The organism is Cocleimonas sp. KMM 6892, assembly GCF_035798195.1.
In the GTDB taxonomy this organism is placed as follows: domain Bacteria; phylum Pseudomonadota; class Gammaproteobacteria; order Thiotrichales; family Thiotrichaceae; genus Cocleimonas; species Cocleimonas flava.
The window spans coordinates 205,745-221,628 of the sequence record NZ_JAPFBV010000006.1; the positions used below are offsets into that span (position 1 = coordinate 205,745).

Consider the following 15,884-nt stretch of genomic DNA (forward strand, 5'->3'; position numbering starts at 1 on the left):
TAGTTAACGACTGAATAAGAACTATTGGACGCAGAAATATATGAGCGCAGGAAGAAAAAGAACTTTCGATAAAGATGAAGCATTGGATAAAGCCATGCGTGTGTTCTGGAAGAATGGCTATTCAGGAACATCGCTAAGCGATCTAACAACCGAGTTAGGCATAAATAAACCAAGCCTTTACGCTGCATTTGGCAATAAAGAAAAGTTGTTTGAAGCAGCCTTGGAGCGCTACCTATCTGAATATGCATCGCCATTAAGCCAGACCCTTTCTGAGGGTGAAGCGATTCCTGTTAAAGATGCATTGCGTGCTTATATTTACAAAATTATCGAAATACAAGCGGGAGATGAAAACCCGGGTGGATGCTTTTTCGTTAAGAGCCATTGTGAATCTGGCGGCGTGGGTTTTCCGGATGATATGTCTGCGTTAATGGAAAAAAAGCAAGCAATGCATGAGAAAATGATTTCTAATTTTCTACAACAGAAAATAGCAGAAGGTCAATTTACAGAAGAAGCCAACCTGAAAGAAATGACAGGCTATCTGATGGCTGTTATCTATGGTTTATCCGTTCACGCGCGTACCGGTAAAAGCAAACAGGAATTGCAGGAGATTGCTAATTTTTCCCTAAATATGCTTCCGGTGAAATAAGTCTTTTATTCTGTGAATAAGCAATAGAGTTGTAATTGCAAAAACAAATTGCCGTAAAAAAAAAACGGCCTCAAAGTAGGGGGGTGACTTTGTTAGGCTCACCAAGAGCCAACAAAGTCCATCGTAATTTCCGAAGGAAATGTCGATGGAATAGGTTAGATCAAGCACAAGAAAAGGGCTTATAAGTAGGGGGGGGGGCTAATCTACTTACTTACTTACCAACTCATTCACTCATTTATCGTAATACACAAATTTATCTGCTTCTTCTAAAACAAAGGTTCGAAAAGCCTCCGCAACAGGGGATATTGCTTTTCCCTCTCGGGTCACCAGGTGCCAGTGCCTTTGTAGCGGAAATCCTTCTACATCTAGCGTTATTAAATGATTATTGGCCAGTTCTAGTTCTACGGTATGTAACGACACTATGCCCAAACCGAATCCGGCTGAAACCGCATGTTTTATCGCCTCGTTACTGCTCATTTCCAGTGTCGTTTCACAGACTAATCCATTTTCAGAAAAGTGTCTTTCGATTGCACCGCGTGTGCCGGATCCTTTTTCTCGGACAACAAACTTTTCCTTCTGTACCTGTTTTAATTTAAGGTTCTTTTTGTCTTTCAAGGCGTGTTCAGGTGATGCAATGATCGCCAGTGGGTTTGGCATAAACCGCTCTGATTTAAGCCCATGACCTTTAGGCGGTTCGCCCATGATCACCAGATCGGGTTCGTAATTTTCTAGCTGTTCGAGTATGCGTCGACGGTTGGTGACATCCAGACTGATAGTGACATCCGGGTATTTTTTGGAAAATGCAGAAAGAATTCGGGTGGTGAAATGATTCGCAGTGGTGGCGACGGTAATCGTCAAATGCCCTGTATGACAGCCTTTGATTTTGTCTACAAAGTCCATCATGTTCTCATAACCCTGAATGATTTCTTTGCTGTATTCACGCAGTTGCTGACCTGCATCACTGAGGCTGAGTTTTTTGCCGTGTCTTTCGAATAATTCAATATCCAGATTTTTTTCTAATTGTTTCATCTGCATTGAAACGGCGGGTTGCGTCATGTGCAATTTTTGCGCGGCTTGCGTGTGACTCTGATAACGAGCGACTGAATCGAAGATATGAATTTGACGCATTGATATATGTGCCATAGCGGTTCTCCTCTTTTATTTTTTCTTAGCGTAAAAGTCAGATAGCGGATTAGAAAATACCGACTTCTATGATTATCTTACGCCGATATTTTAACATAAGCAATTCTTATATTAGAGGGGTTTAATATTTAGTTTCGTTTATGGATAAATTATTACAGAATGATCTCGCTCTTAAGGAAAATGTCATTTAGATGTGATTTGTTTTTCAGTAATTCCAACGTAAAAACGGAATAAAACAGACACAACGAAAAAGATAATTTTTTTAATTAAAGACTAATCAAACGATAGGAAACGCAACTATGGCTAAGCAATATGATGCCGGTGTAAAAGAATACAGAGAAACGTATTGGACACCCGATTACACTCCAAAAGACACCGATATACTGGCTTGTTTTAAAATCACTCCACAAGATGGTGTACCAAGAGAAGAGGTGGCTGCAGCGGTAGCCGCAGAATCTTCGACAGGTACATGGACAACGGTTTGGACTGATCTTCTAACAGATCTTGATTATTACAAAGGTCGTTGTTATGCGATCGAAGATGTACCGGGAGATGATACCTGCTTCTACGGTTTTGTTGCTTACCCAATCGATTTGTTTGAAGAAGGTTCGGTCGTTAATGTACTGACTTCTCTGGTAGGTAATGTATTTGGATTTAAAGCACTTCGTGCGCTTCGTTTGGAAGATATTCGTTTTCCAGTCGCTTATGTTATGACGTGTAATGGTCCACCGCAGGGTATTCAGGTAGAACGCGATATTCTGAATAAATACGGACGTCCACTATTAGGTTGTACGATCAAACCGAAGTTGGGTTTATCCGCGAAAAACTACGGACGTGCCTGTTACGAAGGCCTTCGTGGTGGTCTGGATTTCACCAAAGATGATGAGAACGTAAACTCACAACCATTCATGCGTTGGAGACATCGTTTTGACTTTGTAATGGAAGCCATCCATAAAGCCGAAGCAGAAACTGGTGAGCGCAAAGGTCATTATTTGAACGTTACCGCTCCCACATCAGATGAAATGATGCGTCGTGCAGAATACGCCAAAGAAATAGGCGCACCGATCATTATGCATGACTATTTAACCGGCGGTTTATCAGCGAATACCCAACTTGCACAATGGTGTCAAAACAACGGTATGTTGTTGCATATTCATCGTGCGATGCATGCGGTACTTGATCGTAATCCGCATCACGGTATCCACTTCCGCGTACTGACTAAAGTTCTTCGTTTGTCTGGTGGTGATCATCTTCACTCCGGAACGGTTGTTGGTAAGTTGGAGGGTGACCGAGATGCTACTTTGGGCTGGATCGATATTATGCGCGATTCATTCATCAAAGAAGATCGTTCACGCGGTATTTTCTTTGATCAGGATTGGGGCTCAATGCCAGGCGTTATCCCCGTTGCTTCCGGTGGTATCCATGTATGGCACATGCCTGCGCTCGTTAGCATCTTCGGCGATGATTCCTGTTTGCAGTTCGGTGGCGGCACATTAGGTCACCCATGGGGTAATGCGGCAGGCGCGGCAGCCAACCGGGTAGCGGTAGAAGCCTGTGTTGAAGCACGTAATATGGGCGTCGAGCTGGAGAAAGAAGGCAAAGATATTCTTACCAAAGCAGCGGCACATAGTCCTGAACTGAAGATTGCGATGGAAACCTGGAAAGAGATCAAATTCGAATTTGATACTGTCGACAAAATCGACGTTGCCCACAAGTAACAATGTCATCTAGCGCGCTGGCGAGATTGGTATAAAGAGCTGCTGAAAAGGATCATGTATATTTTATACACTCTCCTTTTCGCGCCTTGCCAGAACGCACTATTCAACTTTTTCACGTTAAAAATTAATTATTTGGAGTAAATCACATGAGTGATGTACAAGATTACAATTCGAGCTTAAGCGATGCTGCACAAAGCCGAAAATTTGAAACATTTTCTTATTTGCCACCTTTAAGTGCTGAGTCAGCTCGTGCACAAATTCAATATATTGTAGATAAAGGCTGGAACCCGGGTATCGAACATACGGAGCCAGAGAATGCGATTAGCAATTACTGGTATATGTGGAAATTGCCAATGTTTGGTGAAACCGATGTCGATGCAATTATGGCTGAGATAGAGGCCTGCCATAAAGCGCATCCAGAAAATCATGTGCGCTTACTGGGCTTTGATAATTTCGCCCAGTCTGCAGGCGCTGCGATGGTTGTTCATCGCGGTAAATCTGTATAGCGTTTAGATAAATGTGCCTCTGTCAGATTAGTTCTGACATACAGTTAAGTCAGATTCTGGCAGAGGCATTTTTAGAAATTATTTAAATAAAGATTCAATAAGGATTCAGTTGAGTTTACTGTCGGGTATTTATATAAATGTTTTTTGATCTTAAAACTAACAATGAGAATACTATGGCTAGACCAGATAAATACGTTGGTATCGACAAAGAAGTAAATGGTGGAATGACCACTATTGGCAAAATCATTCGCGATGCATGGGTCTTTGGACTGATTGAAGAAAGCGAAACCTGTGAAGGCTGGAATTTTGCAGGCGTTGATTCTTTATTGGATAAAGTGAATAAAGAGTGGGACAAATACGGTTGTTTAGTGAGCCAGTTACCCCCTGAACTCTTTGAGAAACATCAGCGGATACATGATAAAGCAATCGCAGAAGCGCGTGCCGCAGGCTGGAGTGGTGAAGTAGAAACAGAGGATGAAGATTAGTTTTATTCTGGGAGTACTCTCATTCTCTCCTTTCTGTTAAACCAAGCTAACAAATATATTAACAGTAGATCACAGAAGATCTCACGAATTAGAGAGAGTAACGATGTCCATTACTGAAAATATCGTAGATGCCAATCAATATATCATTAATGATGAGCCTTACTATGAGCCGGTAGATCAAGAGATCGCATTATATGAATCAGCGTATGCGGTTCGGATGCCGATGATGATTAAAGGCCCAACAGGCTGCGGTAAATCTCGATTTGTTGAATACATGGCATGGAAATTAGGCAAACCCTTAATTACCGTAGCCTGTAATGAAGACATGACAGCCTCTGATTTGGTGGGACGTTTTCTCCTCGATAAGGATGGCACAAAATGGCAAGACGGGCCATTAACGACTGCCGCCAGAATCGGTGCCATCTGTTATCTGGATGAAATCGTTGAAGCCAGACAAGACACCACCGTAGTTATCCATCCCTTAACGGACCATCGTCGGAGTTTACCGCTGGATAAAAAAGGCGAGTTGATTCAGGCCCATCCTGATTTTCAGTTGGTTATTTCTTATAACCCTGGCTACCAGAGTTTAATGAAAGATTTAAAGCAATCGACCAAACAACGTTTTGGTGGAATGGACTTTGATTACCCTAAAGAGAAAATCGAAGTCAGTATCGTGGCGAAAGAATCGGGTGTCGATGTGGAGACAGCGGAGAAATTAGTACAAATTGCACACCGTGCACGTAACCTGAAAGGCCATGGTTTGGATGAAGGTATTTCAACGCGTTTACTGGTTTACTCGGGTCAGTTGATTGCAAAAGGCGTGTCACCACTAGCGGCTTGTAGTATGACGATGGTAACACCGTTAACGGATGATCCTGATATGCGCGATACACTGAATGCCGCAGTGGAAACTTTCTTTGGGTAGACCTTTACCTTCAGGTAACCAACATTACATTGGTGAATGAGATAAAAATATGTCAATAAAACTCGAAGACTACGAAGAATTCCTGATTGATGCCGCCCCAGAAGTGAGGGAAGTGTTAGAGGGTACTTTTCAGGAAGCCTCACGTGTAATGTCGCCGTCCGGTTTGCAAACCTATATGGATGGCGCAAAAAGTCTGTGTAATTTAGGGCGTGGGCATGACGTAGTTATCTCGTACATTCAGGAAATGCCACTGGTTGCCAAAGAGTGTGGCGAAGATGTAATCGGCGATTGTTTAACGGCTGCACTAAAATTATCTTCAATGACTTCGGCTGAAGTTGTTTCTCTCTTATTTGCCAGTATGCCCAGTGCTGCGCGCAATCTAGGCGATGCAGAACTGTTTCGTGGCTACTTAACGCTGGTGCATCAATTGGCCTCTACCGCTTCTCGTGGTGTGCGTCCGATGCTGAATCACATGGATGAATTGCTCTCTAAATTAACCTTGAGTGGTTTACGCCGTTGGGCAAATTTTGGGGCGCAGGCGTATCGTCGTGATTTTAATAATCTCACGGCTTATTTTGATCTTGAGTCTGCTGATAGTCGTGCCATGTTGCAAAAAGAACGACGTGGCATTTTGTTTATCAAAACCCAAAGAAAACTCAATTTTTATCTCCGTGCTTTGTGGGGTAGGGATTTTTTCTTACGTCCGACGGGAGCTGATTTTGCTGATTTTCGTCCCTATATAGAACACCGTATTTTGTACTTGCCCGATGCGCTGGATGATTATGGTGATATCGCGGGTCTGGAAGTGTATCGTGCGACGGCGGCGCACATGGCCTCGCATATTATGTATTCATCCGAGCCTATTTCAGCTGAAGGACTGAGTCCGGCCCAGATGTTCTTTATTGGATTGGTTGAAGATGCGCGTATCGAATACAAAGCGGTAAATGATTTTCCCGGTCTGAAAAAACTATGGCGTCGAATGATGCAAGAAGCTGCTAATAGTGACGAGCAGGATTCACAGGCAGAACATCCGACCATGCCTATTTTAGTCCACTTTTCCTTGATGTTGCTGGATGAAAGCGTCACTTCGGATGATGAAGAACTCAATGCACTCGCCAAAAGTTTCCACGCAGGGATCTCGGAAAATCAGCACAACAACACATTTTGCTGGAATCTCGGGCTGGACATCTTTAATTTGTTTTCTCAACGAAAAGAAGTGCCCAGCCTACGAATACTCGAACGTATTGATATTCCGTATCGTGACGATAATCGCTATGTCTGGGAGTTTGAAGAATTTACAAGTGATGTCGAGTTTGAATATTTGCCAGCCAGCCAGCAGCAAGTCAGGCGAGAAGTGAGCGCACTGATGATGGCGCATGAGGTGGATTGCGAACTGGCAGGTGATGATGCGCAAGAAATCTGGACCAATAAAGATGTGATGCGTTTTTACGAAGATGATTTAACCGACGATGCTGCAAGCTTCAATGATGCCTGGGGCAAAGAACCGGTATCAGATCCCTTCCATTATCAGGAATGGGATTATCAAATTCAGCTACATCGTCCTGATTGGGCCACGGTTTATGAACGTCGACAGCCGCGTGGTCATGTCGAAGATATTCAGGCCATCATTGATGAATATAAACCGGTCGCGCATCGTATCAAACAAATTATCGACTTGCTGACACCAGAAGGTGTGCAACGCCAGCGGAATATGGAAGACGGCGACGAAGTTGATATCAATGCAGCGATTGATGCGATGATTGCAATACGAATGGGGGAGCAACCTAATACGCGAATCACGATGCGTAATGTATTAAAAACCCGTGATCTTTCTGTGGTGCTATTGCTGGATTTATCGGAATCCACTAATGAGCCCATGAATGGTTCTGAAAAGACCGTTTTACAGCTAACACGTGAAGCATCGACCTTAGTCGCAACCGCCATAGAAGGCATTGGTGATCCCTTTGCGATTCATGGCTTTGCGTCTGATGGGCGTCATGATGTGCAGTATTATCGCTTTAAAGATTTTAATCAGCATTTTGATGATGATGCTAAATCACGTTTGGCTGGAATGAAAGGAGGCTTATCGACTCGAATGGGTGCTGCATTACGCCATGCAGGTAACCATCTGTTAAAGCAGCCAGAACGTCGCAAGCTGGTGTTGATGATCACCGATGGTGAGCCAGCAGATATCGATGAGCGCGATCCACAGCATTTACGCCATGACACCAAGAAAGCGGTTGAAGAACTTTATGCGACAGGTGTCTTAACTTACTGTTTGACGCTAGATCCGCAAGCGGATGATTATGTGAAAAGAATCTTCGGTGCGAATAACTACACCATAATCGACAAGGTAGATAAATTGCCTGAACAATTACCAACCTTGTTTGCGAGCTTAACCGCTTAATGTAAATGATGATGTTTAATCAGGCTTTAAAAAAGTGCCCCAAAGGTGGGGGGTGCCTTTAACTCATTCCAAGATCTAATTTGGCTTAATTTTATCCGTTTACAGGTGACACTAAATGACCTGTTTTAATCCAGACCTTCGCGCCTTGATCGCCGGTTTTTGCAGTAACGGTAGTATTCACCGGAACGCGTAACCAGGAGTCTTTGCGAAGCTCGTCACCACTTTCTGTAAAGCCTCCGTCTAAAACGAAAAGTTCTGCTCCACCAGATGCGTCTACTTCAATGTTTGTGTTTGCTTCCCAGTATTCTACGCGCACATTTTCGTAACTATCTTTGTATAAAGGCGTGACTTTAACCCCAGCTCTATCAGCATCTGAAACCGAGCCTATTTTATTCATATCAATATGCACAAAGGTGCGATCATCGGGTTGAAATTGAGACAGCTTCACAAAGATAATGCAGCCATCTTTAGAGCCTGGTTTATGTTTTGATGTAGGCGGGTTACGAATATACGAGCCGGTTGGCCAGTTGCCATAATCATCTTCGAAGATGCCTTCCAAAACAATAAACTCTTCACCGCCAGTGTGAACATGTGGTGAAAAGCTGCTTTCTGGTGCATAACGCACAATCGTCGTCACACGGTCGGCTTCATTATCGACGCGGTCTAGTCTGCGTCTTACTACTCCTTTCATGGGGGAGTCTTCCCAGTCGATTTCATCACTGTGAAGCATGATACGTTTAGAAAAATCAGCGTTTACATCCATTATTTTTTTGACTCCGCTCTAGTGTCAGTTCAACTCTACTTTGATTCCAATATAGGATAAGAATCGTTTCAATGATAGTTAGCGCTACTATGCATTACAAATTTACGTTATATAAGGAAGGTTGAGACTGATTATGATGAAAAAAATAATATGCACACAGAAATACTGATTGTTGGCGGCGGAATTAGCGGCTTACATAGCGCCTACCAGCTGCAAAAAGAAGGAATACCTTTTAGGTTGATCGAGGCGAGAGAGCGACTCGGTGGCCGGATATTATCAAAAAATTACGCTGTGTTAGATTCAGAGTCTTCGAATCAATATGCAGCAGATAAACCCGCCTATGATCTTGGTCCCTCATGGTTTTGGCCGGGGCAAACACAGATGGAAAAGCTCATAAATGAGCTCGGCTTGAATGATTCTGTTTTTCTGCAACAGGGAAGTGGTCAGGCCGTTTATGAAGACCAGCAGGGTACTATCCAAAAAGGTTTTTACGGTATTTCCATGGAAGGGGCTTATCGATTAAAAGGCGGAATTCGTCAAATCATATCGACGCTGAAAGATCACATAGACGATGAGAATATAAGCTTAAATTCTCAAGTAACGCATGTGGAATATCTGGACAATCAGATAGTCACCACCTTTGTTGATAATGCTAATCGTAAACTGTCGCGTGAAGAAAATAACGAAGAAAGCAGTTACCAAATCACCAGTAATAAAATCGTATTTGCGTTACCGCCGCGTATTGCCATGTCAGCGATTGAGTTTACTCCTCCGCTATCAGAATCAAGAGTGACTGAGTTGAACAGCTATTCAACGTGGATGGCAGGTCATGCAAAATTCATTGCAGTATACGATTCAGCGTTTTGGTTAGAACAGGGATTATCGGGCGACGCAGTGAGCCAATTAGGCCCCTTACGTGAAATTCATGATGCCTCGACAGATGCTAATAGCTCTAAGGACAATAAAGAGTGCGATAAAAAGAGCAAAACAGGATATGCCTTATTCGGATTTGTTGGAATACCCGGAAGTTACCGTAAAGGAAAACATCAGGAAATCTGTCAAGCCGCTATTGATCAGTTGACTCGGTTATTTGGAGACAAAGCGGCGAGTCCGGTTGATATTGTGTTGCAAGATTGGGCGCAAGAAGCATTTACTGCTAATGATATTGACCAATCAATGAGCGCTGGTCATGCGACATCATCCATGAGTGATTATGCGGAAAGTAATTTTGGTCGGCGTTTAATCTGGTCAGGGACCGAATCGGCAAACCATCACCTAGGACACAATGGCTTACTAGAAGGAGCCTTAGAAGCCAGCAAACGCACATTGAAACTCTTGCTAAAATAACAACGCGCAAAAAAAGTGTCCCAAAGTAGGGGGGGGGGTTCTTTATCTAGAGACGATATATTAAAAGATATGAAATAAAGCTAAGTTTTATATGTGTTGAGAGTAATCACATCCGCTTTACTTTTTGGGTACTGATCTTTCATCTTTTCCAATTCTACTTGTAGTGCTTTATTAAATTCCCATTGGATTCGTTTCATGGTTTCCAGCGCTTTCTCATCGTAATAACTCATCCGGTAAGGAACAGGATCGATTAAGTTTTCACGTTGCTGAGGGTTAAATTTACGCCATGCAAATTCAATGGATTTTTTGGCGCATAAACCATCGACAAAAATAATTTCTTGTTGGTCGATGACGGCCATATATTGCATCGATCGAATCGGGAGGAAAACGCCTGATGATTCACTGTTATCAAGGTCTGAGTATGCTAACAAAGTGCGCATGGCGTTATAGGAGACAGCAGGCAACATTCGATCTTCATGCCCGAGTTTTTTGCCGCGATAGAATACTTCTTTAGTATGCATAGCTAGCCTTTTAGTTGGATGAAATCCGATGTAATTGCACTGTATTTTAACAAAAACTGTGTTAGCTTACTGCGCTAATTTATCAATGAATATAAGGATGAGCAGATGGACATAGCAGAATATATTGAACAGGTAAAAACTTCCCCGGAAACACTTGAGTTTAATGACCTGATGTCATTGATTGAAGCACACTATGATTTCACGCCCGCAGCGTTTAGTAATGGGGATTTGCAAAATGCAGCTGATCAAAATCAGGGGTCGTGTAAATTATTCGCATTTGCTCAACTAAATGGTTTATCAAAAGAACAGACGCTAGCCTGTTTCGGTGCGTTTTATCGTGAAGATGTGTTGCAAAACCCTGATGCTGATAATCACCAGAATATCCGTAATTTTATGCAAAATGGCTGGGATGGTATTCAATTTTCGTCGAATGCTTTAGAGATAAAAGCCCTGTAGCGCTGAATAAATTTCTTGGGTTGTTTTAAACAGCAAAATAAAAAAGCCGCTTAAAGTAGGGGGGTGCCTTGATCAAAATGCGATTGATACTGATATTGTCATCCCTCTGATTTTAGGCTCAATATAAAGTATTTGCTTCTATATTAGCGAATACTAATGTAGTATATGCTGATATGTCTAGAATCTATATATCAGCAGCGCATAAATCATCGGGTAAAACCACGATATCGATTGGCTTGTGTGCAGCGCTTTCTAAACAGGGGTTAAAAGTCCAACCTTTCAAGAAAGGTCCCGATTATATAGACCCACTGTGGTTGGCGCGTGCGAGTGGTTTATCTAGTATCGCTTTCAAAAATCGAATGGAATCAGACGATTTGGTCGGTTGTTATAATTTAGATTTTAATACGCAGTCAAAACAAGAAATTCTGGATACACTCACACTACAAAGCCGCAATGCAGATATCAGTATTATTGAAGGCAATAAAGGCTTGTACGATGGTGTTGCTCTAGACGGTAGCGATAGCAATGCCGCAGTGGCAAAACTCACACAAAGCCCTGTTGTTTTAGTGATTGATAGCCGCGGTGTCACGCGCGGCGTAGCGCCATTATTGGCAGGATATCGACTCTTTGATCCAGACGTAAATATCGCCGGCGTAATATTCAATTTAACCGGTGGTCCACGCCACGAAGAAAAACTGCGAGCAATAACAGAGACATATACTGATATACCCATTCTCGGTATGGTCAGAAAAAATAAAGCTATGGCGCTCGATGAAAGACATCTTGGATTAATGCCAAGCAACGAAGATCATCAAGCTGACCAGAAAATTTCCGACATTGCACAAATAGTGAGCGATTCTGTAGACCTCAATAAGCTCATTGAAATTGCGCAGTCTGCTCCGAAAATTACCCCAGTCACATCCATATCTAAAAAAGATGTTGCTAGTAAAAACCGACAAAGCCATTACTCTAAGCATGCAAAGGTACGCATCGGTATATGTGAGGATGAAGCCTTCGGTTTTTATTATATCGACGATAAAAAGGCATTGATGGCAGCCGGAGCAGAACTAGTAAGTATTAATACACTTCACGATAAAAGCTTACCTGATGATCTGGATGGTTTGTTTATTGGGGGTGGTTTTCCGGAAACTCAAATGCAGAAATTGTCAGATAATGTATCGATGCGAAATAGTATCCATGATGCTATCGAAGCTGGTATGCCGACCTATGCAGAGTGTGGTGGTCTTATGTATTTGACCCGCAGTTTAGAGTGGAACGGTAAAAAATCAGATATGGTAGGAGTGATTTCTGCTGATACGGTTATGCATAGAAAACCTCAGGGAAGAGGGTATGTTGAACTGGAAGAAACAACCAAAATGCCCTGGGGTAAGATTAATCACGATTCCGCATTAGCGAATCTTAGAGAAGTTGATAGCGCTGGCGACGAAGACAGTATCAGTAACTCGCTAATTAAAGCACACGAGTTTCATTATTCACGTTTGGTCAATATCTCAAGTCATGGCGAATACGCCTATAATGTTCATCGAGGGGTGGGGATCACCGGCGATAAAGATGGGTGGATTTATAAAAACCTACTCGCCAATTATTCTCATTTAAGAAATACAGATAATTTTCAATGGGCAAAACGGTTTGTTAATTTTGTACAGGAACACGTGAGCACTAATAGACAAGATGATAATCAAGATATTCTTAATGACCTTCTTGGTGAGGGTCTTAAGACAGTTGAAAAAATATAGCTAAACAAATATAGCTAAACAATGTAGCTAAACAATGTAGCTAAACAATGTAGCTAAACAATGTAGCTAAAAAAGAACAAAGTAAAAGTTAAGAAAAAGGAGGGTCATATTATGATCAAAATTTCAGACAATGCCGCAAAACAAGTGATGATTTCATTGGAGCAAATGGGCGCTGATGTTCTGCCTTTAAGGATAGCGATAAAAGTGCAGCCTGATGGTTCTTTTCATTACAACATGGGGTTTGATGATAATACGCATCCAGGCGATAAAAGCTTTGTCGAAAAAGACATTAGTTTCGTAGTTGATGCTGCCACCCTGCCACTTATAGGCGGTATGACAATGGATTATGTGGAAATTGGTGGCAAGCATGAGATTGTTTTTCTGAATCCTAATGATCCTAATTTCAAGCCTCCTACTGAGTAAAACGGCTTACTATGGCACAACAAAATTCCATTCATATTCCGATTAGAGTTGTTGATAACACAGGCAATGACAGTGAAAGTCGAAACGAGACTGCTACTGAGGATGCTTCTACTTCTAATGGACGAGAAGAAATGAAGGAAAAAGCACGAGAGGATAATTACCAGATCCCAGAGGAATTAATCAAACTGCCTTTGATTGCTCGTACTGTTTTTTCTATTTTGTTTATTTTCTTTGTGATTATTGGCGCAACTTACTTCTGGGCTGTTAGTCATGATGAAGCACCAACATGGGTAGCGCCCTTAATGACTTTTTTATGGGTGGTTTCAGGTGTTGGAGTGCTTGGCCTATTGTATTTGATGTGGCGTCAATTCAATCTGTTCTGCACCGATCTTACTGATTGGGCAAATGGCTTGTTGCAGGGCGATTTATCCTCTCGTATGTTAATTCGTTCTTCGCGGTGTCCTTCTGAAGGTCTTCGCATGCACGTAAACAAAATTTCTGAAGATTACGAATCACTGGCAAAATTTGAACAGCAACGTTTTGAGCGCCAGGCAGAACGCATAGAGCAGAAAAAATATTATCTCGATGTTTTATATGATGTTTCATCAACCATCAATAAGTCGAATAATTTAGAAGATTTATTGCAGCGGTTTTTACACACACTCAGAAAGGTCGTTAAAGCTGAAGCTGCAACGGTGAGATTGCTGGATAAAGAAAATCAGATGCGCCTGGTTGCCAGCATTGGCTTAAGTGATGAAATCATTGCACTAGAAGACACCTTGCCAGCGCCAGATTGCCTATGTGGTAAGGCATTAAGCGATGCTAGTGTAATGGTAAATACAAATGTAACTCAGTGTGCTTTGACGGTTGGTCAAAACTTTTTTGAAAGCGATGAAGATATCGAAATGCTGGCGATACCTTTGCAATATCGCGGCAAAACCTTGGGTGTTTATAATCTTTTTGTACACAGAAAAGACCACGATTTTCTTGAGGGAGAACATGAACTTCTGGTCAGTATCGGTCAGCATCTTGGTATGGCAATAGAACAAGCTGGTGTTGAAGAAGACGCGAGAATGCTTTCCATTATCGAAGAAAGAACCCGCATGGCGCATGAGTTACACGATTCGCTTGCGCAAACCATGGCTTCATTAAGATTTAAAGTACGTCTCATGGATGACTCTTTAAATCAGGGTGATGAAGAAGTTATCTGGCATGAATTAGAAGGCTTGGAAAGCACAATAGATGAAGCCTATGCTGAACTGAGAAGTCTAATTACGCACTTTAGAGCACCGATTGATGGTAAAGGCGTGGTACGAGCAGTGGAACGAGTTGTTGGCCGTTTCAAATTAGAAACAGGCGCTGATACATTCTTCTATCACAACTGGAATCTGAAAACGCTGTCTCGAGATACTGAAGTAGAAGTGATTAGAATTGTGCAGGAAGCTTTAGCCAATATTAAGAAACATGCCAATGCTAAAAATGTACGTATTCTCATGACCAGCACTGAAGAAGGACATTGCAGTGTGCTAGTTGAAGACGATGGCGTAGGTTTGAATGATGAGTGGTCTGAACAGAATAATGAGACTGGAGACCATCTTGGGCTTTCGATAATGAATGAGCGAGCCGAAAGAATAAATGGTGAAATACAATTTGAAAGTGATGGCGGTGAAGGGACTTTATTGCAGCTTAATTTTGATGTAGATGCGAACCCCGTTACCTTGAACACCTTTAAGAAATAGAGAAAGTTTGAAATAGATAAACGTTAAAGAAACGTTATCTCTTTATTGCATGAGATTTTATTTTCAAAAATTAGACTTTGAATAAAATACACCCGAGTACAAACTGAGTACAAAAAGATATGAACGAAAGAATATTATTGATAGATGACCACACTTTATTTCGTGCTGGCTTGCGTGACTTGCTTACTCGAAGAAAAATCAATGTTGTTGCTGATGTGGGTAATGGCTCAGAAGGTGTGAAAATAATTGATGATGAGCAACTAGATATCGTATTGCTTGATATGCGTATGCCAGAAATGGACGGCATAAGTGTGTTAAAGGTCATTAAAGCTGCACATCCTGATCTTCCTGTCGCGATGCTTACTACAAGTAGTGATGAAAGTGATTTGGTTGGGGCCTTAAGAAATGGCGCTCAGGGTTACTTACTAAAAGATATGGAACCTGATGATTTAGTGGTAGCGCTTCGGGATATTATTTCAGGTAAGACTGTCGTTGCGCCTGATCTTGCACCCGTACTGGCAAGTGCAGTGCAGGGCGATAATCAGGAAAAGTCTGAGAAGGAAGATCCTTTCGCTGTGTTAACACCCAGAGAATTTGAAATACTGACGTTACTGGCAGAAGGCCAAAGTAACAAAGTTATTGCCAGAAACCTTGGTATCTCTGATGGCACGGTTAAATTGCATGTGAAAGCCATTCTAAGAAAACTCAATATTAGTTCTCGAATCACTGCTGCAGTAATGGCGGTAGAGCATGGTGTGAAGAAGTCTCCAATTACAATGCCGCCGAAAAGAGTGTTATAGGTTTTATGCGTAAATCGGTGTCATTTTAAGAAGCGCTAGAATTACGTTAAGATAAATTTTAAATAAAAAAAAGCGAGCCGAAGCTCGCTTTTTTTTTGGTTATCAGTAATACCCCCGTAAGACTAATAACCGTCATCGTGTTAGCCCAGCAAACCAGCTCCCCAATATTTGGCCGATTTTTGGAACGGTGACTATGTTCAGCAGTTGAGGGAGGATTCCTTAATTCGGTTGTATTTAAATACAAACCT

Annotated in this window: 15 protein-coding genes; 12 read left to right on the forward strand and 3 right to left on the reverse strand. The window is 42.0% G+C overall.

Features of this window, described 5'->3' with window-relative positions; genetic code table 11:
• Nucleotides 1-40: 40 nt before the first annotated feature.
• Complete coding sequence (locus OO007_RS16710) at nucleotides 41-646, forward strand: TetR/AcrR family transcriptional regulator (RefSeq protein ID WP_325809649.1); 606 nt, start codon at nucleotides 41-43, stop codon at nucleotides 644-646.
• A gap of 231 nt (nucleotides 647-877) precedes the next feature.
• On the opposite strand, the gene OO007_RS16715 is transcribed toward OO007_RS16710, so the two are convergent.
• Complete coding sequence (locus OO007_RS16715) at nucleotides 878-1,789, reverse strand: LysR family transcriptional regulator (protein ID WP_243651615.1); 912 nt, start codon at nucleotides 1,787-1,789, stop codon at nucleotides 878-880.
• 299 nt (nucleotides 1,790-2,088) lie between these two features.
• Between OO007_RS16715 and OO007_RS16720 the strand changes: the two genes are divergently transcribed.
• The 5 genes from OO007_RS16720 (at nucleotide 2,089) to OO007_RS16740 (ending at nucleotide 7,830) form a co-directional block, all read left to right on the forward strand.
• Nucleotides 2,089-3,507: a form I ribulose bisphosphate carboxylase large subunit gene (locus OO007_RS16720; RefSeq protein ID WP_131906523.1), complete on the forward strand. Its 1,419-nt coding sequence runs from the start codon at nucleotides 2,089-2,091 to the stop codon at nucleotides 3,505-3,507.
• A 146-nt stretch (nucleotides 3,508-3,653) separates the two neighbouring features.
• Nucleotides 3,654-4,013, forward strand: coding sequence for a ribulose bisphosphate carboxylase small subunit (locus tag OO007_RS16725; protein WP_131906522.1), 360 nt, complete (start codon nucleotides 3,654-3,656; stop codon nucleotides 4,011-4,013).
• Between the two features lie 173 nt (nucleotides 4,014-4,186).
• Nucleotides 4,187-4,498 (forward strand): hypothetical protein, encoded by a 312-nt coding sequence (locus OO007_RS16730; RefSeq protein ID WP_131906521.1) that lies wholly within the window; start codon nucleotides 4,187-4,189, stop codon nucleotides 4,496-4,498.
• A gap of 103 nt (nucleotides 4,499-4,601) precedes the next feature.
• A complete protein-coding gene (locus OO007_RS16735; RefSeq protein WP_131906520.1) occupies nucleotides 4,602-5,423 on the forward strand; it encodes a CbbQ/NirQ/NorQ/GpvN family protein in 822 nt (273 codons plus the stop codon).
• A 49-nt stretch (nucleotides 5,424-5,472) separates the two neighbouring features.
• Nucleotides 5,473-7,830, forward strand: coding sequence for a nitric oxide reductase activation protein NorD (locus tag OO007_RS16740; protein WP_325809650.1), 2,358 nt, complete (start codon nucleotides 5,473-5,475; stop codon nucleotides 7,828-7,830).
• 91 nt (nucleotides 7,831-7,921) lie between these two features.
• On the opposite strand, the gene OO007_RS16745 is transcribed toward OO007_RS16740, so the two are convergent.
• A complete protein-coding gene (locus tag OO007_RS16745; RefSeq protein WP_325809651.1) occupies nucleotides 7,922-8,593 on the reverse strand; it encodes a cupin domain-containing protein in 672 nt (223 codons plus the stop codon).
• Nucleotides 8,594-8,743: 150 nt separating this feature from the next.
• On the opposite strand from OO007_RS16745, the gene OO007_RS16750 reads away from it, so the two are divergent.
• Nucleotides 8,744-9,940, forward strand: a complete 1,197-nt coding sequence (locus OO007_RS16750) for a flavin monoamine oxidase family protein (protein ID WP_325809652.1) — start codon at nucleotides 8,744-8,746, stop codon at nucleotides 9,938-9,940.
• A gap of 80 nt (nucleotides 9,941-10,020) precedes the next feature.
• On the opposite strand, the gene OO007_RS16755 is transcribed toward OO007_RS16750, so the two are convergent.
• On the reverse strand, nucleotides 10,021-10,461 hold the full coding sequence (locus tag OO007_RS16755) for a hypothetical protein (RefSeq protein WP_325809653.1): 441 nt from the start codon (nucleotides 10,459-10,461) through the stop codon (nucleotides 10,021-10,023).
• A 105-nt stretch (nucleotides 10,462-10,566) separates the two neighbouring features.
• Here OO007_RS16755 and OO007_RS16760 point away from each other — a divergent pair, with 105 nt between their 5' ends.
• The 5 genes from OO007_RS16760 (at nucleotide 10,567) to OO007_RS16780 (ending at nucleotide 15,636) form a co-directional block, all read left to right on the forward strand.
• Complete coding sequence (locus tag OO007_RS16760; RefSeq protein WP_325809654.1) at nucleotides 10,567-10,917, forward strand: HopJ type III effector protein; 351 nt, start codon at nucleotides 10,567-10,569, stop codon at nucleotides 10,915-10,917.
• Nucleotides 10,918-11,090: 173 nt separating this feature from the next.
• Entirely contained in the window at nucleotides 11,091-12,674 is a 1,584-nt protein-coding gene (locus OO007_RS16765) for a cobyrinate a,c-diamide synthase (RefSeq protein ID WP_325809655.1), read from the forward strand.
• Nucleotides 12,675-12,785: 111 nt separating this feature from the next.
• On the forward strand, nucleotides 12,786-13,097 hold the full coding sequence (locus OO007_RS16770; protein WP_131906513.1) for a HesB/IscA family protein: 312 nt from the start codon (nucleotides 12,786-12,788) through the stop codon (nucleotides 13,095-13,097).
• Between the two features lie 11 nt (nucleotides 13,098-13,108).
• Entirely contained in the window at nucleotides 13,109-14,836 is a 1,728-nt protein-coding gene (locus OO007_RS16775; protein ID WP_325809656.1) for a histidine kinase, read from the forward strand.
• Between the two features lie 119 nt (nucleotides 14,837-14,955).
• On the forward strand, nucleotides 14,956-15,636 hold the full coding sequence (locus OO007_RS16780; protein ID WP_131906511.1) for a response regulator: 681 nt from the start codon (nucleotides 14,956-14,958) through the stop codon (nucleotides 15,634-15,636).
• Nucleotides 15,637-15,884: the final 248 nt, after the last annotated feature.

Bases quoted from the DNA above. Each gene is read 5' to 3' on its own strand.
- OO007_RS16775 (WP_325809656.1), top strand. From the start codon at position 13,109: ATGGCACAACAAAATTCCATTCATATTCCGATTAGAGTTGTTGATAAC.
- OO007_RS16720 (WP_131906523.1), top strand. From the start codon at position 2,089: ATGGCTAAGCAATATGATGCCGGTGTAAAAGAATACAGAGAAACGTAT.
- OO007_RS16750 (WP_325809652.1), top strand. From the start codon at position 8,744: ATGCACACAGAAATACTGATTGTTGGCGGCGGAATTAGCGGCTTACAT.
- OO007_RS16760 (WP_325809654.1), top strand. From the start codon at position 10,567: ATGGACATAGCAGAATATATTGAACAGGTAAAAACTTCCCCGGAAACA.
- OO007_RS16755 (WP_325809653.1), bottom strand. From the start codon at position 10,461: ATGCATACTAAAGAAGTATTCTATCGCGGCAAAAAACTCGGGCATGAA.
- OO007_RS16780 (WP_131906511.1), top strand. From the start codon at position 14,956: ATGAACGAAAGAATATTATTGATAGATGACCACACTTTATTTCGTGCT.
- OO007_RS16710 (WP_325809649.1), top strand. From the start codon at position 41: ATGAGCGCAGGAAGAAAAAGAACTTTCGATAAAGATGAAGCATTGGAT.
- OO007_RS16730 (WP_131906521.1), top strand. From the start codon at position 4,187: ATGGCTAGACCAGATAAATACGTTGGTATCGACAAAGAAGTAAATGGT.
- OO007_RS16745 (WP_325809651.1), bottom strand. From the start codon at position 8,593: ATGGATGTAAACGCTGATTTTTCTAAACGTATCATGCTTCACAGTGAT.
- OO007_RS16715 (WP_243651615.1), bottom strand. From the start codon at position 1,789: ATGGCACATATATCAATGCGTCAAATTCATATCTTCGATTCAGTCGCT.
- OO007_RS16735 (WP_131906520.1), top strand. From the start codon at position 4,602: ATGTCCATTACTGAAAATATCGTAGATGCCAATCAATATATCATTAAT.
- OO007_RS16770 (WP_131906513.1), top strand. From the start codon at position 12,786: ATGATCAAAATTTCAGACAATGCCGCAAAACAAGTGATGATTTCATTG.
- OO007_RS16740 (WP_325809650.1), top strand. From the start codon at position 5,473: ATGTCAATAAAACTCGAAGACTACGAAGAATTCCTGATTGATGCCGCC.
- OO007_RS16725 (WP_131906522.1), top strand. From the start codon at position 3,654: ATGAGTGATGTACAAGATTACAATTCGAGCTTAAGCGATGCTGCACAA.
- OO007_RS16765 (WP_325809655.1), top strand. From the start codon at position 11,091: ATGTCTAGAATCTATATATCAGCAGCGCATAAATCATCGGGTAAAACC.